The sequence below is a fragment of the Streptomyces tibetensis genome, assembly GCF_040647715.1.
Lineage (GTDB): Bacteria > Actinomycetota > Actinomycetes > Streptomycetales > Streptomycetaceae > Streptomyces > Streptomyces tibetensis_A.
On sequence record NZ_JBEZCR010000001.1, the window covers coordinates 276,329 to 298,052 of the forward strand.

Annotated in this window: 17 protein-coding genes; 9 read left to right on the plus strand and 8 right to left on the minus strand. The window is 71.1% G+C overall.

The annotated features are described in order from the left end of the window. Window positions 1–54 precede the first annotated feature (54 nt). Window positions 55–1,203 carry an aldose epimerase family protein gene (locus AB0B29_RS01270; RefSeq protein ID WP_362232332.1) on the plus strand — a complete coding sequence of 383 codons (1,149 nt, stop codon included), beginning with the start codon at window positions 55–57 and terminating at the stop codon, window positions 1,201–1,203. 195 nt (window positions 1,204–1,398) lie between these two features. Continuing rightward, window positions 1,399–3,249 carry a pyridoxal phosphate-dependent aminotransferase gene (locus AB0B29_RS01275; protein ID WP_362232335.1) on the plus strand — a complete coding sequence of 617 codons (1,851 nt, stop codon included), beginning with the start codon at window positions 1,399–1,401 and terminating at the stop codon, window positions 3,247–3,249. Window positions 3,250–3,429: 180 nt separating this feature from the next. Here the strand turns inward: AB0B29_RS01275 and AB0B29_RS01280 are convergent, their stop codons facing one another. Together AB0B29_RS01280 and AB0B29_RS01285 are read right to left on the minus strand one after the other, a co-directional pair. Continuing rightward, complete coding sequence (locus AB0B29_RS01280) at window positions 3,430–4,425, minus strand: arabinan endo-1,5-alpha-L-arabinosidase (RefSeq protein WP_362232338.1); 996 nt, start codon at window positions 4,423–4,425, stop codon at window positions 3,430–3,432. A 204-nt stretch (window positions 4,426–4,629) separates the two neighbouring features. Continuing rightward, the gene (locus AB0B29_RS01285; RefSeq protein ID WP_362232341.1) at window positions 4,630–5,088 is read right to left on the minus strand and encodes a PPOX class F420-dependent oxidoreductase; all 459 of its coding nucleotides are present in this window, start codon (window positions 5,086–5,088) and stop codon (window positions 4,630–4,632) included. Between the two features lie 422 nt (window positions 5,089–5,510). Between AB0B29_RS01285 and AB0B29_RS01290 the strand changes: the two genes are divergently transcribed. Beyond that, on the plus strand, window positions 5,511–6,272 hold the full coding sequence (locus tag AB0B29_RS01290; protein WP_362232343.1) for an intradiol ring-cleavage dioxygenase: 762 nt from the start codon (window positions 5,511–5,513) through the stop codon (window positions 6,270–6,272). A gap of 261 nt (window positions 6,273–6,533) precedes the next feature. Then, window positions 6,534–7,307 carry an alpha/beta fold hydrolase gene (locus AB0B29_RS01295; protein WP_362232346.1) on the plus strand — a complete coding sequence of 258 codons (774 nt, stop codon included), beginning with the start codon at window positions 6,534–6,536 and terminating at the stop codon, window positions 7,305–7,307. A gap of 131 nt (window positions 7,308–7,438) precedes the next feature. On the opposite strand, the gene AB0B29_RS01300 is transcribed toward AB0B29_RS01295, so the two are convergent. Continuing rightward, entirely contained in the window at window positions 7,439–8,095 is a 657-nt protein-coding gene (locus AB0B29_RS01300) for a DUF4360 domain-containing protein (RefSeq protein ID WP_362232348.1), read from the minus strand. Window positions 8,096–8,399: 304 nt separating this feature from the next. Further along, window positions 8,400–8,858: an RrF2 family transcriptional regulator gene (locus AB0B29_RS01305; protein WP_104780760.1), complete on the minus strand. Its 459-nt coding sequence runs from the start codon at window positions 8,856–8,858 to the stop codon at window positions 8,400–8,402. Between the two features lie 178 nt (window positions 8,859–9,036). On the opposite strand from AB0B29_RS01305, the gene AB0B29_RS01310 reads away from it, so the two are divergent. After that, on the plus strand, window positions 9,037–12,042 hold the full coding sequence (locus tag AB0B29_RS01310) for a glycoside hydrolase family 35 protein (protein WP_362232351.1): 3,006 nt from the start codon (window positions 9,037–9,039) through the stop codon (window positions 12,040–12,042). Between the two features lie 90 nt (window positions 12,043–12,132). Next, entirely contained in the window at window positions 12,133–13,251 is a 1,119-nt protein-coding gene (locus AB0B29_RS01315) for a hypothetical protein (RefSeq protein WP_362232354.1), read from the plus strand. A gap of 9 nt (window positions 13,252–13,260) precedes the next feature. Here the strand turns inward: AB0B29_RS01315 and AB0B29_RS01320 are convergent, their stop codons facing one another. The 4 genes from AB0B29_RS01320 to AB0B29_RS01335 all read right to left on the minus strand — a co-directional run bounded on the left by AB0B29_RS01320 (window position 13,261) and on the right by AB0B29_RS01335 (window position 17,992). Continuing rightward, entirely contained in the window at window positions 13,261–14,772 is a 1,512-nt protein-coding gene (locus AB0B29_RS01320) for an alpha-N-arabinofuranosidase (protein ID WP_362232357.1), read from the minus strand. Window positions 14,773–14,853: 81 nt separating this feature from the next. Continuing rightward, a complete protein-coding gene (locus AB0B29_RS01325; protein ID WP_362232359.1) occupies window positions 14,854–15,702 on the minus strand; it encodes a carbohydrate ABC transporter permease in 849 nt (282 codons plus the stop codon). After that, window positions 15,699–16,637 (minus strand): carbohydrate ABC transporter permease, encoded by a 939-nt coding sequence (locus AB0B29_RS01330; RefSeq protein ID WP_362232362.1) that lies wholly within the window; start codon window positions 16,635–16,637, stop codon window positions 15,699–15,701. Before AB0B29_RS01330 ends, AB0B29_RS01325 begins: the two co-directional genes overlap by 4 nt. Beyond that, complete coding sequence (locus tag AB0B29_RS01335) at window positions 16,637–17,992, minus strand: extracellular solute-binding protein (protein WP_362232364.1); 1,356 nt, start codon at window positions 17,990–17,992, stop codon at window positions 16,637–16,639. Before AB0B29_RS01335 ends, AB0B29_RS01330 begins: the two co-directional genes overlap by 1 nt. Window positions 17,993–18,241: 249 nt before the next feature. Here AB0B29_RS01335 and AB0B29_RS01340 point away from each other — a divergent pair, with 249 nt between their 5' ends. The 3 genes from AB0B29_RS01340 to AB0B29_RS01350 all read left to right on the plus strand — a co-directional run bounded on the left by AB0B29_RS01340 (window position 18,242) and on the right by AB0B29_RS01350 (window position 21,663). After that, a complete protein-coding gene (locus tag AB0B29_RS01340) occupies window positions 18,242–18,853 on the plus strand; it encodes a toxin-antitoxin system, toxin component family protein (RefSeq protein WP_362232367.1) in 612 nt (203 codons plus the stop codon). Next, window positions 18,850–20,079, plus strand: a complete 1,230-nt coding sequence (locus AB0B29_RS01345; RefSeq protein WP_362232370.1) for a DUF6545 domain-containing protein — start codon at window positions 18,850–18,852, stop codon at window positions 20,077–20,079. The genes AB0B29_RS01340 and AB0B29_RS01345 overlap by 4 nt, the downstream gene beginning before the upstream one ends. 177 nt (window positions 20,080–20,256) lie before the next feature. Continuing rightward, window positions 20,257–21,663 carry an FAD-dependent oxidoreductase gene (locus AB0B29_RS01350; RefSeq protein WP_362232373.1) on the plus strand — a complete coding sequence of 469 codons (1,407 nt, stop codon included), beginning with the start codon at window positions 20,257–20,259 and terminating at the stop codon, window positions 21,661–21,663. Window positions 21,664–21,724: the final 61 nt, after the last annotated feature.

Below are 21,724 nucleotides of genomic sequence, written 5' to 3' on the forward strand. Positions count from 1 at the left end.
GATCGGGGCCCCGCCGGAAGGCGGGGCCCTCTCCTTCATACGGGAGCCGCACGCATGGAACTGAACAGACGCACGGTCATCGCCGGAGCAGCGGCGGCGGGCATCGCCGCCACCACGCTCGGCGGCACGGCGCACGCCACGGGAGGCAGGAAGCCGGTGAAGACGCTCTTCGGCAAGCTCGCCGACGGCACGAAGGTCTACAGCTGGTCGCTGGAGAACGGCGGCACCCGCCTGAAGGTCCTCTCCTGGGGCGGCGTCGTGCAGTCCCTGGAGATCCCCGACCGTCGCGGCCGCTACGCCAACGTCTCCGCGGGCTTCGACAACCTCGAGGACTACGTCGCGAAGACCCCGTACTTCGGCGCCCTGATCGGCCGGTACGGCAACCGCATCGGCAAGGGCAAGTTCACCCTCGACGGCAAGAACTACCAGCTGTCCGTCAACGACGGTGAGCAGAGCCTGCACGGCGGCGCCCAGGGCTTCGACAAGCGCGTGTGGGACGTCGAGCCGTTCGTGAAGGGCTCCGACGTCGGCCTGCACCTGTACTACACGAGCGTCGACGGCGAGATGGGCTACCCGGGCACGCTCAAGACGAAGGTGACGTACACGCTCACCCGGCACGGCGACTGGCGCATCGACTACGAGGCCACCACGGACAAGGCGACCGTCGTCAACCTCACCAGCCACGTCTACTGGAACCTCGCCGGTGAGGGCAGCGGCACGATCGAGGACCACGAGCTGCAGATAGCCGCCTCCCGCTACACGCCCACCGACTCGGGGCTCATCCCGACCGGCGAGCTGGCCAAGGTCGCCGGCACGCCGTTCGACTTCAGCCGGACCAAGCCGATCGGCCGGGACATCCGCACCTCGCACCCGCAGCTGGTCACCGCCAAGGGCTTCGACCACAACTGGGTGCTCGACAAGGGCATCACCGCCCGGCCCGAGCACGTCGCGACCCTGCGCGACCCCTCCTCCGGCCGCACCCTGAAGATCGCCACGAACGAGCCGGGCCTGCAGTTCTACTCCGGCAACTTCCTCGACGGCACGCTGACCGGCCCGTCCGGCCGCACCTACCGGCAGGGCGACGCGCTCTGCCTGGAGACGCAGCACTTCCCGGACTCGCCGAACAAGCCGAAGTTCCCGTCGACGGTGCTGCGGCCCGGGCAGACGTACCGGACGACGACGATCCACACGTTCGGCTGCTGAGGCCACTGGGGCCGCTGAGGCTGAGGCCGCTGACAGGTCTTCACGGCCTGGACAGGGCTTCCGACCGTTTTACCGGCCGTTGAACGGTGTCACCGTGGTCTCCGTATGAAAGGGCGGCCCGCGCTCCCCCGCGCGGGCCGCCCTCAAACGTCGGGTCCGTCCGTCCCCAACGGACCCGCCCTATACGGAGGTTCCATGGCCGACAACGTCACGTCGCTGTTCCGCAGTACCGCGGCACACAGCCCGTCGATGGCGGCTCTGACACGTGAGGGCGGCGAGGGAGCCGGCCCCGTGGACTTCTGTATCCCCTGCAACCCCTACTTCCCGACCCCGGCCATGTTCGAGGACATGGCGGGCCGGCTGCGCGACATCATCACGTACTACCCGAGCAGCGCCGACACCATCACGGCCGAGCTGTGCAGTCTGCTTCAGCTGCCGCCGCAGTGCGTGGCCATGGGCAACGGCTCGACCGAGCTCATCACCTGGATCGACCACCTGCTGGTCCGCGAGTCCCTCGCCGTGCCCGTCCCCACCTTCGGCCGCTGGACCGACCAGCCGATGGAGACCGGCAAGCGGGTCGACATGTTCCCGCTCCAGGAGTCCAGCGGCTTCGCCCTCGACCTCGCCCAGTACGCCGAGTTCATCCGGGCCCGCGGCACCCGCGTCGCCGTGATCTGCAACCCCAACAACCCCGACGGCGGCTTCCTGCACAAGCACGCCGTCGTGCAGTTCATGGACGCCATGGCCGACCTCGACCTGGTCGTCATCGACGAGTCGTTCCTGGAGTTCGCGGACGCCGAGGCCGAACCGTCCGTCGTCCAGGAGGCGATGCTGCGGCCCAACGTGGTCGTGCTGCGCAGCCTCGGCAAGAACTTCGGCCTGCACGGCATCCGCTTCGGCTACCTGGTCGCCAACCCGGCGCTCGCGGGCCGCATCCGCTCCATGCTCCCCAAGTGGAACCTCAACTCCTTCGCCGAGCACGTCGTCTTCATGCTGAAGGAGCACGGCGCCGAGTACGCGCAGAGCCTGACGCAGGTGCGCCGCGACCGTCTCGACATGGCCGGCCAGCTGTCCTCCCTGCCCGGGCTGACGGTCTACCCGTCGCAGGGCAACTTCCTCTTCGTGCGCCTCCCCGTGGGCGCCGAGGGCACGGTGGTCCGGGACCGGATGCTCACCGAGCACCGGATCCTGGTCCGCGAGTGCGGCAACAAGATCGGTTCGTCCAGCCGCTTCCTGCGTCTCGTGGTGCGCCCCCAGGTGGACGTGCGTCGCCTGGTGTCCGGCCTGGAACAGGTGCTCTACGGGACGTCCAGGAGGGGAGCCGCCGTACCCGAGCTGGGCAACGGGACCAGCTACAGCTCGGGTACGGCGGCCGTGGACCGGCTGGTGAGCGAGACGAACGGGTCGGGCATGCGGGGGCTCGCGGCCCAGGCGATGGGAACGGCCCCGGCGGCGCCGATGCCGGCGGCTGCTGCCGCGGCGGGGTCCGGGGGGCCCGGACTCGTCGCGGCTCCGGCTGCCGCGAGCACCGGGACGGGCGGCCAGGGCTTCTCCGCCCTGCCGACGCCCGCACCTGCTGCCGCGAGTACCGGGGTCGGCGGCGGGCCTGGACTGGCCCCCGCCCCCGCTCCGGCCACCGGCATCGGCATGCCGCTCCCCGCCGCCGCGTCCGCCGTACCGGCGGGTGCGGGCGGCGGGATGCCGATGCCGGCTGCGGCGCAGATGCCCCAGCCGCAGATGCCTCAGCCGCAGATGCCCCAACCGGTGGCGCAGCCCGCTCCCCAGCCGATGGCCGCCCCGGCACCGCCCCTGGCCCCCGTGGCCCAAGCCCCGGCGCCGGTCCCTGCTCCGGCGCCGGCCCCCGTCCCCGCGCCGTCGCCCATGGCCGCCCCGTTCACCGGCCCGACACCGCCCGGTGTCCCGGCCCGGGGCGGCCTGACGGCAGCGCAGGTACGGGGCACGAACGGACTGACACCGGCCCCGGCCACGGGCTGGCCGGCGGCCCAGAACTGGCCGAACGCGGCGGGGATGGGGCAGGCCGGGTAGTGCGGGCAGGCCGCATGGTCCGATGCGTGCGGGTGGGCGGGGCCGCGTCCGGGGATGCGGAGCCGCGCCCGGGGAGGGGAGCCCTGCCCAGGGCTGCGGGGCCGCGCGTACAGCACGACCCCGCGCCCACGGGAAGCCGCCCTGTGCCGGTCTGTCTCCGGCGCAGGGCCACCGGCGGGGTCAGTAGGCGACCGGCCAGCCGCTGCTCCAGTTCAGGAGGTTGATGCCGAGCTTGGGTGTGCCGTTCGCGTTGCCGTCGTAGTAGTGGTAGACGATCAGGTCGCCGTCGGTGTCCTTCAGGATCGACTGGCCGCCGGGACCGATGACGTTGCCGTGCGACTCGAGGACCGGTGTGCCGCCGTTGTTCATCAGGTCGACGCCGTTCTTGTCGCGGTAGGGCCCCGTGACACTGGAGGCACGCCCGACCTTCACCTTGTACGTCGAGCTGGTCCCGTTGCAGCAGGTGTCGTACGAGGCGAAGAGGTAGTAGTAGCCGCCCCGTTTGACGATGAAGGGCGCCTCGACCGCCTTGGTCCCGGTGGGGCGGGAGGCGAGCGAGTACCGGGTGGTGCTGGAGGAGAGCTGCTTCCCGGTGGACGGGTCGATCCGGATCATCTTGATACCGGTCGACCAACTGCCGAACGACAGCCACCACTTGCCGTCGTCGTCAACGAAAAGGTTCGGGTCGATGGCGTTGAAGTCGCTGGAGGTGTTCGAGGTGTAGACGGTTCCCTGGTCGGTCCAGCTGCCCGGCTGGCCGGTGCCGGAGGTCGCGAGGCCGATGGCGGAGGTCTTCGAGCCGAACGTCGAGACCGAGTAGTACATCAGGTACTTGCCGCCCTGGTAGGAGATGTCCGGCGCCCAGGCCTCCGGGACGGACGAATAGTTCCGCCACCAGCCGGGCCGGCTGGAGAAGGCGTCGGCACCGTTCCTGAAGGCGGTGCGGTCACCGCTGGTCTTGTTGGCGATGCCGCCGCCGGTGGCGTAGAGCAGGTACTGGCCGGACGAGGTGCGGATCATCGACGGGTCGTGGGTGACGACGTCCCCCGTGATCCGGCCGGGGTTGGGGTACGCCGACGCCGTGCCCGGGATCAGGGCGAGCAGGGCCGCTGCGGGGAGAGCGAGCAGGGCGGTGCGTCTGCGGAGGGTGCGCGGCGTACGGGGACTGCGGCTCATGTGGGTCCTCCTTGCGGTGGGGGTGACAAGGTCCGATATCTCGGACGGTGCTCGCAAGTTCGAACGGAACGTAGAATCGAACCGCTTGCGCGTCAATGGTTCGCGCGGCAACCACCAAGTGGAGAAGAGAAATTGGGGGCGGCCGGCGGTGCCGCCCCGGGCCCGGCCAAGCCCGTCCGTTCACGCGCTCATGGTGCCGCAGCCCTATCCCTCGATGTCGAGCGCGGTCCCGTACAGCCGGTCCACCTTCAGCCTGATGACGACGCGGCGCTCGTCGACGAGCTGCCGGAGGAAGGCTTCCTCGTCCTCCGGTTCGGCGCCCGCCGGGATCATCGCGAGCAGCTCCCGGCCGACCGAGTCGCCGGGGACCGCCGTGACCTCGGAGATCTCGGCCTCGCCCTCAGCGACGGCGAACGACCAGACGTCTTTGCCCTGCACGTGCAGGGCCGCACGCGGTTCGCGCCGCAGGTGCTTGAGCTTGACGCGGTCGGCCGTCGTGGAGAACCGCACCGTGCGGGACTCGGCGTCCCAGCTGTACAGCATGGTGGTCAGGTGGGGGTGGCCACTGCGCTTGACGGTGGCGAGCGTGCCGAACTGCTGCGCACCGAGCAGGTCGGAGAGGGCTGCGTCGGACAGGATGCGGGGGGCGGGTCTCTGAGTCATGTGATCGCCAACACCGTTGGCGGGCAGACTATTTCAGGTCGCCGGAACGAGCTGGGGACCTGCACTCGCCGCGCTGTTCGCCTCCGGACCGGCCGTGCCCGCCCGCAGCGGCATGGGCGGCCGGCTCGGCGACGACCGGGGCGACGGTGTCCGAGGCCTCCGTGCCGGGAGGGATACCCCGGCTGCACAGCCGGCCGACGGCAAGATGCCGGGCCGGGCGGGCGCCGCGGATGCGCCATTCCCGGCGGCCCGCAGGCCGTGGAAGCACGACACTGCAAGGAAGCGAGTGGCCCCACCAGGACCCGTAAATACCTGTCTCGTCAGATACTTGACGCCGCGGCATTTTGCCGAACTCACAGCGTGCCGACAGATTCCGCCTCTACTCTGCCGTGTCCATGACAGAAACCCCGAAGAAAGACCCCATGACCCCCGACACCCCCATCGGCCGCCGCACCGTCCTGCTCGCCACCGGCGCCACCGCCGCCGCACTGGCCGTGGGGGCTGCCGTCCCCTCGGCCGACCAGGGCTCACGTGAGACCGGCGCCACCGCCCCCGTCGCAGCGGCAGCCGTCTGCACCCTGACGAAGGAGCTGACCGAAGGCCCCTACTACCTCGACGGCCAGTACGTCCGTTCCGACATCCGCGAGGACAAGACGGGCATCCCCCTGAAGCTGACGCTGACGGTCGTCGACGACGACACGTGCGCCCCGCTCAAGAACGCCCTGGTGGAGCTCTGGCACGCCGACGCGCTCGGCGAGTACTCCGGCTTCGTGGGCGACAACGGCCACGACGAACCGGACAACGGCACGTTCCTGCGCGGCGGCGTCCTCACCGACGCACGCGGAGTCGCGGCGATCACCACGGTCTACCCCGGCTGGTACGTGGGCCGCTGCGTGCACATCCACGTCAAGGTCCACACCAACGTGACGCTGACCCCCGACGGCTCCTTCACCGGCGGTCGCGAACTCCACACCGGCCAGCTCTTCTTCACCGAGACGATCACGGCCAAGGTCGCGGCCCTGTCCACGTACAAGGTCAACACGGTCCGGCGCACCACCCTGGCCCAGGACTCGATCTACGACGACGGAGGCGCGTCCTCGGGCCTCCTCACCCTCACCCCGCTCGGCAGCACGACGTCCGCCGGCTACGCGGGCACGCTGACCCTCGGCGTGGAACAGGGCTGACGCCGGGCACACCCGGTGCGTACCCAGGGGGCCGCTCGCACACCGGGCGGCCCCCGCCCCTTCAGCCCCGCCCTGCCCCGCGCCTCACCGGCGTCCGCCGAACTCCCGTACCGGTCCATGTGGGCCCAGTGCGCCTCCCCCAGCTCCTCACGCAGCGGCAGGGATCCGGGCCGGTCGCGGTGGCAGCAGAAGAACTCCGTGCCACAGACTACTGTTGACCGTCCACCGACACCGACGTCACATCCAGGGGGACGAAAGACCGTGCGCAGCGCCGCCGTGACGCCCGAGGGTGATCGAATCCGCTGGGTAGAGCTGCCGGGGCGGGAGCCCGCGCGCGTCTACGTGCACGGGCTGGGGGCCACCTCGCCCGCCTACTTCACCGAAGTCGCGGTCGATCCGCGGCTGGCCGGACGCCGTTCGCTGCTGATCGACATGCTGGGCCACGGCATCAGCGACCGCCCGACGCACGTCGACTACACCCTGGAGTCCCACGCCGACGCGCTGGCCGGCGCCCTGACGGCAGCGGGCGTCCCGGCCGCCGAAGTGATCGCCCACAGCATGGGCGGCTCGGTGGCGATCGTCCTGGCGGCCCGCCATCCACAGCTGGTCTCCCGCCTGGTCCTGGTCGACGCGAACCTCGACCCGATCCCGCGCGAACCCGGCTCGTCGGGCAGCAGCGGCATCGCCTCCTACTCGGAGGAAGAGTTCCTGGCGGGCGGCTGGGCGGAGGTCCGCGACCGGGTCGGCCCGCACTGGTGGTCCACGATGCGCCTGGCCGGCCGCGAGGCCCTGCACCGCAGCGCGTGCCATCTCACCCGCGGGACGACCCCCACCATGCGGGAGCTGTTGCTGGAGCTGAAGATCCCCCGCACCTTCCTGCTTCCCGAGTCCGGCGGTCCGCTTCCCGGCACCGACGCCCTCATCGAGGCCGGAGTGTCCGTCGTCGCGATCCCGGACTGCGGCCACAACATCATGCTGGACAACCCGGAGGCCTTCGTGGAGGCCACGGCGGCGGCGCTCGCGCCCGGGGCCTGACCGGCGTTCGGCGTTCACCGACACGCCCGCTGCACCCCCTCGCCGCCTACGTACTGGCCGGGGCCGGTACACGCCGCTGAGGGGCGGCCCCCCGGACCACCGGCCCGGTGAGCCGCCCCTCGTTCACCCCGTCACGACGTCTTCGGGGGGCACTGCTTCCACGCCAGGTGGTACACCGTGCTGATGTCCCCGTCCGTGGAGTCCATCGTCATGAAGCTGACCTTGTCCGCCGACTGGGTGCCGGCGTTGACGCGGAGCTCGGTGTTGATGTTGAAGTTGCGCTGCACTCCGCAGGGCGCGTAGACCAGCTGGGCCCAGTCGGTCTCGTCCGTGGCCTGCCAGTTGTCGTTGAGGGGTCCGCTGAAGGGGTGGTTCTTGTACACCGTGCTGGGCGAGCCCTGGAAGTAGTACGAGGCCCGCTGGCTGGCACTCGCGCCCCGCTGGAGCGAGGCGAATCCGCGGTAGTCCGCGCTCGCGATGGCGTAGGTGAAGCCGCCGGGGACGTGGACCTTCAGGTTGAGCTGGCAGTTCCTGCGGAACGCGGTCGGGTCGGAGTTCCCGCCGGCCTGGGCGAGGTAGTCGCTGTAGGTCACCGTGAAGGCGGTGTTGTCCTCGGAGACGGCGACCGCTGCCGTGCCGGCCGGGCAACCGGAGCCGTTCACCGTGGCGACCTGGATGATGATCTTGTCCGGGGGCGGGTCGTCGAACCCGGAGGGCGAGGCGTGTGCGGGAAGTGCGCTGGTGAGCAGCGCGGCGATCGCGCCACTCAGGAGCAGGCCACCGGCCATGGTTCTCCCATTCCGTTCGTGGGGGGTGGATCGTGACAAGTACTGATCATGCGCATGTCAAAGACGAGACGCATGCACCCCCGACCTGTGACCATTCCATGAAGGGGATGTGAAGAGCGGGAGCGGTCGCATCGTACGCAGGGCGGCAGGGGCGGGCCAGATAGCTCTCCGGCCATTCACACTGGCGGGAATTCACCCGGGATGCCGGTGGGCGCATAGGGTGCCTTGCACCAGTGCGCCAGACCGAGGACATCCCGAGGACGGAATGAGGACCACGCACAGCTCCGCGCCCGGCGGCCGCCCCTCAGGGGTTCTCCCAGGCAGCCGGTTCCGCGGCCAGCCGCTCCACCGGCTCGGGCAGCGCCCCGGCCGCGAGGTCGGCGACCGTCACACCCTCCAGGATCCTGCGCACGTTGGCCCGCAGGGCGATCCACAGCGGCAGCAGCGGCTCGGCGGTGCCGGAGTAGGCGAGGCCGGTCGGCCGTTCGCCGCGCACCGAGACGATCGGCCCGTCCACGGCGCGGATCACGTCCGCGACCGTGATCTCCGCGGCCTCCCGGGCCAGCCGGTAGCCGCCGCCCCCGCCGCGCCGGCTGTCGACGACACCGCCCCGGCGCAGATCGCCGAGGATCCCCTCCAGGAACTTGTGGGGGATGTCCTGCGCGGTGGCGACGGCCTCCGCCTTGACCGACCCCTCCCCCTGCCGGACGGCCAGCTCCACGACCGCTCGTACCGCGTAGTCCGCACGTGCCGAGATCCTCATAGGACCATTGTCGCCGTCACCCTGTAGACATTGAGCACGTGCACCTCGCACCACAGCGAGCACACCCACCCGCACCACAGCGAGCGCACCCACCCGCGACACATCGAGCACACCACCCCGTACGACAAGCCCACGCACCTCGCACCACGTATCGCAAGGCACAACAGGAGGCGCTCCCTTGGAGCTCAGCAGGCGGACCTTCCACGCTCTGGCCGGCACGGCGGCGCTCGGCTTCGCGCTGACCGGCAGCGGGTCGCCGACCTCCGCCGATCCGGCACGTACCGCGCCCACCGGCCCGCCGCCCCCGGTGCCGGGCGCGGACGGCCGGCCGCACGAGATCGGCTTCGACCGGCACTCGCTGATCGTCGACGGCCGCCGCCTGGTGCTGTGGTCGGGCGAGATGCACCCCTTCCGGCTGCCCAGCCCGTCGCTGTGGCGGGACGTGCTGGAGAAGATGCGTGCGCACGGCTACAACGCCGTCAGCGTGTACGTCGCCTGGAACCACCACTCCCCCGCCCCCGGCCGCTACGACTTCACCGGCGTGCGCGACCTGGACCGGTTCCTGCGGACGGCCGCCGAGACGGGGATGTACGTCATCCTGCGGCCCGGTCCCTACATCAACGCGGAGGTCGACGCCGGCGGCTTCCCCGGCTGGCTGACCGCCACCGAGGGCCGGGCCCGGACCTCCGACCCTACCTATCTGCGCTATGTCGACGAGTGGCTGACCGCGGTCAACGCCATCGTGGCCAAGCGCCTGTTCACCCGGGGCACGGGCACGGTCCTGCTCTACCAGATCGAGAACGAGTACGACGCGCACGTCGACGAGCCGTCCGGGCGCGCCTACATGTCGTACCTGTACGAGAAGGTCCGCGCCGACGGCATCGACGTACCGCTGTTCCACAACGACAAGGGACGCAACGGCGCGTGGACAGCGGGGTCGTTCCGCACCGGCGGGGAGAAGGGCCGCTGGCTGTACGGGTTCGACGGCTACCCGGAGCCGGACCGGGTGCCGCCGGACTGGGGGACGTTCGGGACCGGCGGCAAGAAGGGCGGGGCGACGGCCAGTCCGCGCACCCCCGGGTTCGTGCCCGAGTTCGGCGGCGGCTGGTTCGACCCGTGGGGCGGGTCCACGTTCGACGGCAAGGGGTACGCCGAGGCCCGCCGGACCCGGGACGCGGCGTACGAGCGGCGCTTCTACCTCACCAACCTCGCCAACGGCATCACGCTGCACAACGTCTACATGACGTACGGCGGCACCTCCTGGGGCTGGCTGCCCGCGCCGGTCGTCTACACCTCGTACGACTACGGGGCGGCGTTCGACGAGGCCCGCAACGCCACGCCGAAGTCCGCCACGATGCACCAGATCGGGCAGTTGCTGCGGTCCGTGCCCGACTTCGCAAGGCTGCAGCGGGCGAAGACGGTGCGGGCGACCGACGAGCGGATCAAGGTCTACCACCTGACCAACCCCGACACCGGGGCCCACGTCTACGTCCTGCGCAACGACTCCGACGAGGCGGTCACCTCGACGCTGCCGGACGCCGGGATCGACGTGCCCGTCACCGTCCCGGCGCGGGACGCCAAGCTGATCGCCGCCGGGCTGCGGCTCGGGAAGCGGACCATGGTGCAGTCCACCGCGCAGCCCATGATGAGCCTGACCACCGGGCGGCAGGACATCGCGGTGTTCGCGGGGCGCTACGGCGACCTCGCGCAGGTCGTGCTGGAGTGCGCGGACGAGCCGACACCCATGCGGCTGGACCCGGAGCCGGCGTGGGCGTACAACCTCGGCAAGCTGAACGTCAGCGTTCCGCTGGGCGTCGGCGAGCTGAGCCGGGTGATGGTCGAGGGCGACGGCGTGGACACGCCGATGCTGCTGCTGTTCGCCGACGACACGACCTCCGTGCGGCTGTGGCCGTACGAGACCCCCTCGGGTCAGCTCCTCGTCTACGGCCCGGCGCTGCTGCGGTCGGCGACGCTGGAGGGGTCGACGGTCCACCTCACCGGCGACACCGTCGAGCGGACCGGCCTGGAGGTGTGGGGGCCGCGCGGGATCACCCATGTCACCTGGAACGGGCGGGCGGTGCCCACGCGGATCAGCGGCTCCGGCAGTCTCCTGGCGCTCCGGCCGCTGCCCGGTGTGACCCGGCCGGCCCTGCCCGCCCTCGGCGGCTGGCGGCGGCGGACCGAGAACCCGGAGGCCGACCCCGGCTTCGACGACTCCGGCTGGACGACGGCCGACCGCACGACGTCGTTCAGCTCGACGCCCGTGCCCGACGGGCAGCCCGTCCTGTTCGCCGACGACTACGGCTTCCACTACGGCGACGTCTGGTACCGCGGCGAATGGACCGGCGACGACGACATCGCGTCCGTGTCCCTCGCCTACAGCACGGGCACGCAGGGCCTGCTGATGGCCTGGCTGGACGGCGAGCCGCTGGGCACGCACCGGATGCCGGTGCCGGACAAGGAGCGGGCACGGCAGGGGACGTGGACCGCGAAGGCCCGCCTGGAGCTGCCGAAGAAGCTGCGGGAGACATTCCGTGAGAGCCGGGAGGAAAGCCAGGAGGAGGGCCGGGAGGAGAGCGGGAAGCAGCGGCACGTGCTGTCCGTGCTCGTGCGGCGCATGCAGCACGACATGGACGGCGAGGCGCGCGACACGCACAAGGCCGCGCGCGGTCTGACCGCCGTCACCTTCGAGGGCGACTCCCCCGAGGTGACGTGGCGTATCCAGGGCGCCGCCATGCCCGATCCGGTGCGCGGTCCGATGAACAACGGCGGGCTGCACGGGGAGCGCGAGGGCTGGCACCTGCCCGAGTACGACGACGGGGACTGGAAGGACGCCGGGCTTCCCCGGTCCGAGCGGCGGCAGGGCGTCAGCTGGTACCGGACGGACTTCCGGCTGGACGTCGACCCCGGCGTCGACGCCTCGGTCGGGCTCGTCCTCGACGACGACCCGGACCGTGCCTACCGCGTCCAGATCTTCCTCAACGGCTGGAACATGGGCCAGTACATCAACGACGTAGGCCCGCAGCACACCTTCGTGCTGCCGAACGGGATCCTGCGCACACGTGGTGCCAACACACTGGCGCTGGCGGTGCTGTCCGACGGAACCACACCGTCCGGGCCCGGGGACGTACGGCTGACGCTGCTGGGCGCGGCGGCCGGGGGGGTGCCCGTCGAACCGGTGTGACCGGATCGAGCCGTCCTCGCGCATTGCCTTCTGCGGCCCGCTGGTTCACCGTGTTGACCCTTCAGCGCTGCCGACAGGGAGGGGACCCTGGTGCTCAGACGGCGGTTCATCAGCGGATCAGCCGGTGTCGGGGCCGGTCTGGCACTGGCACTCGTCCCGTCGAGTGGCGGGCCGGTCGCGGCGGCGGCCGCCGGGGCGACCGGGGAGGCCCGTGCGTGGCAGGCCGTGCCGGCACCGGACGGCGCACCGGCAGCCCAGTTGCGGGACGTCGCCGCGGCCGGGGAGGGCCTGGCGTGGGCCGTGGGTGAGGAGGGCCGCGGCTCAGGCACCCTCGGCTCGCCACTGGCTCTGGTGTGGGACGGCACGGCTTGGGCGCGCACCGGCCTCACCCACCTGGGCTTCCGCGGCTACCTGCACTCGGTCGCCGGGACGTGCGCCCGCTCGGCGTGGGCGATCGGCACCGACACGGCCGGCAGCACGCACCTGCTCGCGTGGGACGGCGACACCTGGCGGGAGACCGACTTCCCCGGCCGGGGCCGGTCCGGCACCTCCCTCACGGACGTCGCGGTCGCCCCGGACGGCGGAGCCTGGTTCTCCGGGCGCACCTCCGACGGCCGGCTGCTCCTGCACCACGACGGCGGCGACTGGACCTGGCTCCCCGCACCGCCGAGCGCGCCCACCGTCACTCCCTCGGGTGTCCGGCTCACCCCGCGCGGCGACGTCTGGCTGTACGGCGTCGGCATCGTCGCCCGGTGGGACGGCTCCTGGACCGAACTGCCCGCCTACCAGGGCATCCGCGCGAGCATCACGGGACTGCTGCCGGTCGCCGACGACGACCTGTGGCTGGTCGGCTACGACTACGGGGTGGGCGGCCCGGTGGGCAAGCCGCCGGGCGTGCTGCTCCTGCACGGTGACGGCAGCACCTGGCAGGGCGTCACCAAACCGTTCGGCGTCGGCATGCTCAACGGGATCGTCGCCGACGCGCAGGGCCGTCCCGACCGGATCGCCGGCTGGGACTTCTGGGACCAGACCCGGGCCCACTACCTGCGCTGGGACGGCACGGCCTGGGTGAGCGAGCGGGGGCCGGTGGCTTCGACCCCCGTCGTGATGAACGCCCTGGCCGTGGTGCCGGGCTCGGGCGGTTACTGGGCGGTCGGGACGACTTCGACGTCGGCGTCCTCGGCCGCCCTGCTGCGCATCGAACGCTGACCGGGGCTGTCACGCCAGCCGGATCACGTTCCAGGACAGCGGCTCCAGGACGGCGCCGAGCCTGCCGTCCCGCAGGGCCGTGCCGTCGACCGGGTGGGGGGCGACCCGCTCGGGGGCGTCGAGGGTGTTGCGGGCGTCGGGGTCGGTGTCCGCGAGGGCGCTGTGCTCGACGACCCGCGTCAGGTCGAGGCCGCTCAGGGCGACTTCGAGGGGCAGGGCGTCGGTGCGGCTGCGGTTGACGGCGAAGACGGTGACGGTGCCGTCCTCGGCGCGCACGGCGGTGGCGTGCAGCAGGTCGGTCTCGCCGTACTTCTTCGTCGCGTACGTAGGGGAGTCCACGCGGACGTCGAGGACCTGGCCGCGGCCGTACTTGCTCGCCTGCGCGAACGGGAAGAACGTGGTCTGCCGCCAGGCCGGGCCGCCGGGTTCGGTCATGATCGGCGCGATGACGTTGACGAGCTGGGCGAGGCAGGCGACGGTGACGCGGTCGGCGTGCCGGAGCAGGGCGATGAGGAGCGAGCCGAAGACGACGGCGTCCATGACGCTGTAGTTGTCCTCCAGGAGGCGCGGGGCCTCGGCCCAGTCCCGCGCGCCGGACTCCTCGATGTCGTGCCACTGAGAGATGTACCAGACGTTCCACTCGTCGAAGGAGAGGTTGATCTTCTTCTTGGACTTCAGCTTCGCGCCGATGTGGTCGGCGGTGGCGACCACGTTCTCGATGAAGGACTCCATGTCGACGGCGGAGGCCAGGAAGGAGTCGACGTCGCCGTCCTCGGGCTGGTAGTAGGCGTGCAGGGAGATGTGGTCGACGAGGTCGTACGTCTCCTCCAGGACCGTCGCCTCCCACGCGGCGAAGGTCGGCATGGACTGGCCGGAGGAGCCGCAGGCGACGAGTTCGACGTCCGGGTCGATCTGGCGCATCGCGCGGGCGGTCTCGGCGGCGACCCTGCCGTACTCCAAGGCCGTCTTGTGGCCGGTCTGCCAGGGGCCGTCCATCTCGTTGCCCAGGCACCACAGCCTGATGCCGAAGGGGTCCTTGTCGCCGTGCGCCGCGCGGAGGTCGGACAGGGCCGTGCCGGCGGGGTGGTTGGCGTACTCCTGGAGTTCGAGGGCCTCGGCGACACCCCGGGTGCCGAGGTTGAGGGCCATCATGGGCTCGGCCTGGGGGCCGATCTTCTTCAGGAAGGCGATGTACTCGGAGAGGCCGAAGCGGTTGGTCTCGGTGGAGCGCCAGGCGAGGTCGAGGCGGCGGGGGCGGTCCTCGACCGGGCCGACCGAGTCCTCCCACTTGTAGCCGGAGACGAAGTTGCCGCCCGGGTAGCGGATGGCGGTGACGCCGAGTTCACGGACGAGTTCCAGGACGTCGGTGCGGATGCCGTCCTCGTCGGCGGCGGGATGGTCCGGTTCGAAGATGCCGGTGTAGACGCAGCGGCCGAGGTGTTCCACGAAGCTGCCGAAGAGGCGAGGGTTGACCTCGCCGACGGTGAACGCGGGGTCGAGGGTGAAGCGGGCCTTGTGCATGCTTGCCTTTCGAGGTTCAGTTGCGTCTGCGGGTGGGTGGGGGCCTGTCGCGCAGTTCCCCGCGCCCCTGAAGGAAGGGCGTTACTGCCCTGCCAAGCCCGTATGGGCCACGCCCGCCACTATCTGGCGCTGGAAGAACACGAACACGACGATCAACGGCAGGCCCGCCATCAGGCCGCCGGCCATGAGCTGGGCCCATTGGATGCCGTAGGAGTTCATGACGGTCGCGATGCCGTTCGGCATGGTCATCAGGTCGGGGTTGTTGGTCACCATGTAGGGCCAGAGGAAGTTGTTCCACGAGGCGATGAAGGTGAAGATGCCGACCGCGGCGAGGGAGGGGCGGGAGAGCGGGAGGACGATGGTGAAGAACACCCGCCAGCGGCCCGCGCCGTCGATGAACGCGGCCTCCTCCAGTTCCCGCGGGATCCCCTGGAAGAACTTGTAGAGGATGTAGACCATCGCGGCGGGCGCGCACTGCGGCAGGATCATGCCCCAGTACGTGTCGACCATCCCCATCTGCTGGACCGTGGTGAACAGCGGCACGCCGAGGACGGCGGGCGAGATCATCAGGCCCGCCATGACCAGGCTCAACAGGACGTTCTTGCCGCGGAACTCGGTGCGGGCGAAGCCGTAGCCGGCGAGGGCGCTCACCAGCAGGACGACGGAGGTCACACAGACCGAGACGACCAGGGAGTTCACGAACCAGTTGGTGATGTTGCCGGACTCGAACAGGGCCTTCCAGGCCTGGCCCGTCCACTCCTTCGGAAGCCAGTGCGCAGGGACCTCCACCGCCTCGGTCTCTGACTTGAGCGAGGTGAACAGGCCCCAGGCGAAGGGGGCGAGGAAGACGCCGGAGACGGCGGCGCCGAGGACGGTCAGGACGATCTGACTCGGGGTCCACGGCTTGCGGGGCTGTGCGACCGTGCTCATCGGGTGGTCTCCTTGACGTTGCGCAGCAGCCACATCCTGGCGAGGGCGACGGCCGCGATGATCACGAAGAAGATGACGGAGATCGCGGAGGCGTAGCCCACGCGGTAGCTGGTGAAGCCCTCTTCGAGGGTGTACTGCACGAAGGTGCGGGTCGATCCCTCGGGTCCGGGGAGGAAGTCCATCATCACGACGGCCTGGTCGAAGATCTGGAGCGAGGCGAGGACCTGGAGGGCGATGACCAGGCCGGTGATGGTGCGCAGCATGGGCAGGGTGATGTGGACCATGCGGTGCCAGGCGTTCGCGCCGTCCAGTCTGGCGGCCTCGTAGAGGTGGTCCGGGATGCCCTGGAGGGCGGCGAGGTAGAGCAGGAAGCTGAAGCCGACGGTCCACCACAGGGTGGTGATGACGATGGCGAGCATCGCGTAGGACTTGTCGGTCAGCCAGGGCGTCTCAAGGCCGAAGACGTGGTCGATCATCCCGGTGCCGGGGTTGAACAGCCATTGCCACAGGTTGGCCGCGACGGTGGACGGCAGCAGGAACGGGGCGAAGAAGCAGAGCCGCCACAGCCACTTGCCGCGTTCGATGTGGTGGGCGAGCATCGCGAGGAGGAAGGCGAGGACGGTGATGCAGGGGACGACCAGGAGCGTGAAGTACGCGCTGTGGCCGAGGGAGTCCCACACCAGGGGGTCGTCCAGGGCCTCGCGGTAGTTGTCGAGGCCGACGAAGCTCGCGCCCTCGCCGGTGATGTTGGCGTCGGTGAAGCTGAGGTAGACGCCGCGCAGCAGCGGCCAGATCACGAACACGGCGAAGAGCAGCAGGAACGGGGCGACGAACCAGCCGCCGTGCTGGAAGCCCTGGTTGCGGCGGAGGGTGGCGCTGCCGGCGGCGGTCCTCGCGCGTGCGGGCGCGGCGACGGTGTGGGCGCTGGTCGCCATCAGGCGGCACCTCCTCGTGCGGCGGTCTTGCCGTCCATGGGGTTCTTCGTGGCGAGGAGCTGGGTGAGTGCCTTCTTCATGCGGTCGGCCGCGGTCTCGGGCTGGGCGGAGCCCATCGTGGAGGAGACGACGACGGGGCCGACGCGCTGGGCGAGGATGCCGGTGGAGCCCGCGAACCACACCTTGGGCTCGGTGGCCTGGTGGTCCATGGCGGAGACGTACTCCCTCTGCGGGTCCAGCTTTTTGTACGCCGCGGTGGACAGGGTGGGGGTGTACGCGGGGATGTGGCCGCCGGCCGCCCACTGCCGGGCGTGCTGGACGACGTAGGCGGCGAGCCGGTGGGCCGCCTCGTTGGCGGCGCCGCCGCGGTCGGACTGGTGCGGCAGGACGAAGGAGTGGGACTCGGCGTGGGTGGCCTGCCTGCCGAAGACGGGCGGCAGGGGGGTCGCTCCGTAGTCGAGCTTCGCTCCGGAGTAGACCGGGACCGACCAGTTGCCCTCCCAGACGAAGGGGGAGCCGTTGATGAACTGTTCGGCGCTCGCGAGGCCGCCGAAGCCCGGGTCGGAGTACCCGTCGGTGACGTGCCGGCGCAGGAACTGGAGGACTTGGACGGCCTTGTCGGTGTCGAAGGTGACCTCGGTGTCGTCGGCGTTGAACCAGGTGCCGCCGAGCTGGGTGTAGAAGGCGACGAAGAACCACCACTGGAAGTTCTGGTCGGCGTTCCACATGCCGATGGTCTGGAGCCCCTTCTTGGTGGCCCGCTTGGCCTCCTTCAGGACGTCGAACCACTCGTCGGTGGAGGTGACGGGCACGATCCGGCCGTCGTCGCCGAGGAGCCCGGCCTGCTTCAGGACGTCCTTGCGGTAGAAGCAGAGCTGGACGTGGATGTCGAGCGGGAGGGCGTAGAGCTTGCCGTCGATGACGCCGCGCTTCCACAGGGTGGGGTTGTAGTCCTGTTCCCGGACGCCGTACTTGGCGAGGAGGCCGAGGTCCCAGGGGTCGAGGAGGCGGCCGGGTGCGAAGCCGGTGACGCGGCCGAGGTGCATGACGCCGAGGTCGGGGGCACGGTTGCCCGCCGCCGCCATGGCGAGTTTGGTGTAGAAGGGGCTGCCCCACTGGAGGGTGGAGTCCTTGACGGCGATGTCCGGGTTGGCCTTACGGAAGGCGTCCAGCATCGCGATCATGTTGGAGCCGTCGCCGCCGCTGAAGAGGTTCCAGTAGCGCACCCGTGTGTCGGCGCCGGAGGCCAGTGCGTCGGCTCCGGTGCCGAGCGCGGCGAAGCCGAAGCTGCTCGCGACGAAGAGGCCGCCGAGCCCGCCGAGAAGCTGCCTGCGGTTCAGGTCAGGTCGTCCCATGCCCTGCCCTTACGATCGATGACGGAGGTGCGTTCGGTATTTCGGATAGCGCTCGTTACCTCGAACGGGACCGTAAATTTGAAGCGCTTGGACGTCAATGGGCCGTCCGGACTTCAGCAGGGACTTTTCCGGACACGAACGGTCGTTCCCCATGAAACATCGGACGTCGGATCGCATGACGCGCGCACTTTCGGGCGCGTAGTCTCGGATGCGCCGGCAGGCCTCGGCCGGCGCCGAGAAGGGGGAGCGATGGACATCGCGGGCGCGCGGGTCAGGGCCGCCCGAGTCACCGCCGCGCTCAGGCGCTCACGCAGTGGCTCAGCCATGCGCGGCCTGGCCGCCGAGCTCGCCACCGCGGTCCGTGAGAGACCCCGGCGTCCCACCGACGTACCGTCGCTGTGCCGGGCGCTGTGCGAGGAGATGAGCGCGCGGCGCGGCGGACGGCCCGTGGAGCTGCGGTTCGAGCGGTTTCCCGACGAGATAGAAGTGACCGGCCTGTGGGTGGAGTTCCAGGACTTCGACCTCGTCATCGTGGAGGAGCGGGCCGAGGCCGTGCAGCAGCTGGTCATCCTCGGGCACGAGCTGTGGCATCTGCACGCGGGGCACAGGCATCACCCCGGGGCGGGTGCGGCGGCGGCCCACGCGTTCGCCGACCGGCCGGAGTGGGAGGACGTCGCGCTGGCGGTGGCCGCCCGCCACGGCTCCCGGGAACGGGACGAGGCCGAGGCCGACGCCTTCGGGCACCGGCTGGCGGCGGGGTGCCGGGCGCTGCTGCCCGGCGGGCGCGAACCGGACGTGCCCCTCGAACCCGTGCAGCGGTCGCTGTACTACCGGGGGCCGCGAGGAGGTACGGCACCGTGACGACGGTGGCGCTCACCCCGGCCGAGTTCGTCAACCAGTTCTATCCGAACTTCTGGTGGATCCCCGCGGGGGTCCTGGCCGCCGCCCTGGCCATCAAGCTGCCGAGCATCATCCGGCTCTGGAAGGACCCGATGCTGCGCGCGGTCGGCGGGCTGCTGCTGCTCGCCTGCGCGGTGTTCGTCTTCGTGGCGCCGTCGACGATCGCGCGGGTCAACCGGCTCACCGGGGTGGCGAACTTCTCCGGCCCCTGGGTCTACTCGCTGCTCACCGCGTTCTGCGCCTTCTGCCTGCTGCTGATCATCTCCTGGCGCAACGGCCTGTCCGACCGCTCGGACCGCACCCGGCGCGCGATGCGCGGGGTCGTGGCGGTCTACTCGGGCGTGATCGTGGCGATGTGGGTGCTGTTCGCCCTCGCGGACGTGCCGGTGGAGCGGCTGCGGGATCTCGACACGTACTACGCGAACACCCCGTACATGCGCGAGGTGATCGTGCTGTACCTGCTCGCGCACACCGTGGCCGCGCTGGTCACCAACGGGCTGATCTGGAACTGGGTCCGCACCGACGGCCTCGACTCGCTGCTGCGCTGGGGGCTGAAGTTCCTCGGCGTGGGCTACGCGGCGCAGTTGCTGTTCGACGCGGCCAAGATCAGTGCTGTGGCGGCCCGTTGGGCCGGGCGGGACCTGGACTGGCTGAGCACGGCCGTCGCGCCGCCGCTCGCCTGTCTGTCCGCCGTGCTCATCGCGGTCGGCTTCATCCTCCCGCACGCCGGGCAGTACCTGCACGGCCGCTGGCACGTCCGGCTGGCCCTCCACGAACTGCGGCCGCTGTACCTGCTGATGCGAACGGTCAACGGCGAAGGGGTTCCGTTCCTGCTGCGCGCGACGCCGGAGCTGCGTCTGGTCCGCCGGGAGACGTTCATCCGCGACGTGCTGCTGCCGCTCGCCCGGCACATCGACGAGGACCGGCGCGAACGGTTCCACGACGCCGCCCTCACCCTCGGCCACCCGCCCGACCGGGCGAAGGCACTCGCCGCCACCGCGGCGATCCTGGACGCGGCCGACGCCAGGGACCGGGCACGGCAGGACGACGGCACCGGCGCGCGTGACACCACGGACCTGCTGCGCGAGATCGGCGCCGTGTCCCGGGCCCTGCGCCGCACGGAGGACCTCCGGGCGATCCGCGCCCTGGCACGGGACCACACGGACGGCAGGTCGCTCACCGGCTGACGCACGGAAGGTCCCGGGCACGATACGTGAAGGTACGGTGAGAGCCGTCCGGAACGAGGCCCGCATGGCTCGAAACCGCTATCGGCGCAGGGCTGTTGTGCGCCGCACGGTCACGGCCGGACGTCGGGGAATGCCCGCAGGGCAAAGGAGCCTTCATGGCTGAGTGCGAGGAGTCGCATGTCGCGTAGAGCTGTCGTCATCGGTGCGGGTCTGGCCGGAATGCTGGCCGGGGCAGCCCTGTCCGCCGTCGCGGACGAGGTGGTCGTGCTCGACCGCGACGATCTGCCCGAGGGGCCGGAGCACCGCAAGGGCCTGCCGCAGGGACGTCACGCGCATCTCCTCATGGCCGGCGGTCTGGCCTCCATGGAGGACCTGGTACCGGGCGTGAGCATGCGCAAGCACCTGCTCGCCGCCGGTGCGCACGAGATTCCGCTCGGCTCGGGCATGGTCGCCCTCACGCCCGAGGGCTGGCTGCGGCGCTGGCGCCACCCCGGGCCGCACATGCTGACCTGCACCCGGGCCCTGCTCGACTGGGCGGTGCGGGGCGCCGTGCTGGACAGCACCGCAGTGGTGATCCGCAAGGCGCGGGTGCTGGAGCTGACGGGGTCGCGGCAGTGTGTGACCGGGGTCCGCCTCTCGACCGATGCCGGAGAGGAGGAACTCGCCGCCGACTTCGTGGTGGACGCGAGCGGACGTGGCTCGCGGATCGTGACCTGGCTGGCGGGGCTGGGCGTCGACGACGTGCGCGAGAAGACGGTGGACGCCGGCCTGGTGAACGCCACCCGTCTCTACCGCACTCCCGAGGGGGCCGGGCGTTTCCCGCTGGCCATGGTGCAGGCCGACCCGTACCAGGGGCGGCCCGGCCGCAGCGGCATGGTGCTGCCGATCGAGGGCGACCGCTGGATGGTCAGCCTCGCCGGCACGCGGGGCGGCGGCGAACCGCCGTCCGACCCGGACGCGTTCCTCGGGTACACCCTGGACCTGCCCGACCCCATCGTGGGCCGGCTGATATCCGGCGCGGAACCGCTCACCGACGTCCATGTCAGCCGCAGCACCAGCAATCACCGCCGGTACCTGGAGAAGGTCCGCTCCTGGCCCGAGCGCCTCGTCGTCCTCGGTGACGCGCTGGCCACGTTCAACCCCGCGTACGGGCAGGGCATGTCGGTGGCCGCGCTGGGCGCGCGGGAGCTGGCCGGGGAGCTGCGGCGCTCCCCCTCCGGCCTCGGCGAGCCCGGGCTCGCCCGGCGGGTGCAGCGGCGGGCGGCGAGGCCGGTGGAGGCCGCGTGGACGATGGCGGTGAGCCAGGACGTCTGGTACCCCCGGACACGCGGGGGCTCGCCCGGCCTCGCCGACCGTCTGGTCACCGCCTACACCCGTCGCATGATGCGCACGGCGACCGGTTCGTACACGGCGGCGTCGGCACTGTGGGACGTGATGAGCATGACGACGGGACCGACGCGGCTGCTCCGGCCCTCGACGGTCCTGGCGACGCTGAGCGGACCGCCGTTGCCGGCGGCGGTGGGGGCGCCGCTGACGGAGGACGAACGGGCGGTCCTGCGGGCGCTGGACCGGACGGGGGGCTGAGACACCGAACCCGGGCGCCGGGCCGGACAGGACACAGGGACAAGGGCGTGCCGGGCCTCTG

What these genes read in the sequence shown, in the direction of transcription:
- AB0B29_RS01270 (WP_362232332.1), top strand. Translation starts at nt 55, where the DNA reads ATGGAACTGAACAGACGCACGGTCATCGCCGGAGCAGCGGCGGCGGGC.
- AB0B29_RS01275 (WP_362232335.1), top strand. Translation starts at nt 1,399, where the DNA reads ATGGCCGACAACGTCACGTCGCTGTTCCGCAGTACCGCGGCACACAGC.
- AB0B29_RS01280 (WP_362232338.1), bottom strand. Translation starts at nt 4,425, where the DNA reads ATGAGCCGCAGTCCCCGTACGCCGCGCACCCTCCGCAGACGCACCGCC.
- AB0B29_RS01285 (WP_362232341.1), bottom strand. Translation starts at nt 5,088, where the DNA reads ATGACTCAGAGACCCGCCCCCCGCATCCTGTCCGACGCAGCCCTCTCC.
- AB0B29_RS01290 (WP_362232343.1), top strand. Translation starts at nt 5,511, where the DNA reads ATGACCCCCGACACCCCCATCGGCCGCCGCACCGTCCTGCTCGCCACC.
- AB0B29_RS01300 (WP_362232348.1), bottom strand. Translation starts at nt 8,095, where the DNA reads ATGGCCGGTGGCCTGCTCCTGAGTGGCGCGATCGCCGCGCTGCTCACC.
- AB0B29_RS01305 (WP_104780760.1), bottom strand. Translation starts at nt 8,858, where the DNA reads ATGAGGATCTCGGCACGTGCGGACTACGCGGTACGAGCGGTCGTGGAG.
- AB0B29_RS01320 (WP_362232357.1), bottom strand. Translation starts at nt 14,772, where the DNA reads ATGCACAAGGCCCGCTTCACCCTCGACCCCGCGTTCACCGTCGGCGAG.
- AB0B29_RS01325 (WP_362232359.1), bottom strand. Translation starts at nt 15,702, where the DNA reads ATGAGCACGGTCGCACAGCCCCGCAAGCCGTGGACCCCGAGTCAGATC.
- AB0B29_RS01330 (WP_362232362.1), bottom strand. Translation starts at nt 16,637, where the DNA reads ATGGCGACCAGCGCCCACACCGTCGCCGCGCCCGCACGCGCGAGGACC.
- AB0B29_RS01335 (WP_362232364.1), bottom strand. Translation starts at nt 17,992, where the DNA reads ATGGGACGACCTGACCTGAACCGCAGGCAGCTTCTCGGCGGGCTCGGC.
- AB0B29_RS01340 (WP_362232367.1), top strand. Translation starts at nt 18,242, where the DNA reads ATGGACATCGCGGGCGCGCGGGTCAGGGCCGCCCGAGTCACCGCCGCG.
- AB0B29_RS01350 (WP_362232373.1), top strand. Translation starts at nt 20,257, where the DNA reads ATGTCGCGTAGAGCTGTCGTCATCGGTGCGGGTCTGGCCGGAATGCTG.